The sequence below is a fragment of the Paraburkholderia ginsengiterrae genome, assembly GCF_001645125.1.
Lineage (GTDB): Bacteria > Pseudomonadota > Gammaproteobacteria > Burkholderiales > Burkholderiaceae > Paraburkholderia > Paraburkholderia ginsengiterrae.
This window is the reverse complement of record NZ_LXKA01000066.1, coordinates 1-546: the sequence shown is the minus strand read 5'-3', so window position 1 is coordinate 546 and position 546 is coordinate 1. Positions and strand designations below refer to the sequence as shown.

General features: G+C 75.1%; 1 pseudogene. It reads left to right on the top strand.

Features of this window, described 5'->3' with window-relative positions:
* Window positions 1–330: 330 nt before the first annotated feature.
* Window positions 331–546 (top strand): annotated as a pseudogene (locus A6V37_RS42040) (sulfate ABC transporter permease subunit CysT); the annotation flags it as partial.

Genomic DNA, 546 nt, shown 5'->3' with positions numbered 1-546 from the left:
TGGCGAGCAGAGGGCGAGAAGCGGGGAGGAGTCGGGGATGCGCGCCCGGGTGGGGGGGGAAAGGTGGGCCGAGGGCGCGGACGAGGGCGGCGGGGAGAAGCGCGGGCGACGGCGCGGGAGGCACCGGGCCGGGAAGGCCGACGGGGAGCGGGAGCGGCGAGGCAGAGCGCCGGGAGGTCCGGGCATGCGCAAAATGGAAGGGGTCCGACGCGGCGAGGGCCGCAAACGACGCCGAGGATGCGTGGGGCGCAGACGCGGGGCGGGGGGGGGCGACGTGTGTCTTTGGGGCGGGCCTGTAGGGTCGGGGGACTTTCGGTGGGCGCTGGATAGGCGGGCAACGGGTCGTTGGGGGTGTGCCACGATGCGCGCGGCGTGGCGGTCGCATTCAGACGGGCAGGCGTGCTGGTGGCGCTGTCGTGGATCGGCTTGCCGGTCGTGGGGCGTACGGGGCAGCGGGAGCTCGAAGAGTTCGGGCGCGAACAGGAGGAAGCCGCCGGGTGCCTCGGCGCGTCGCGCTGGCTGACGTTTGGCCGCGTGGTGCTGCCG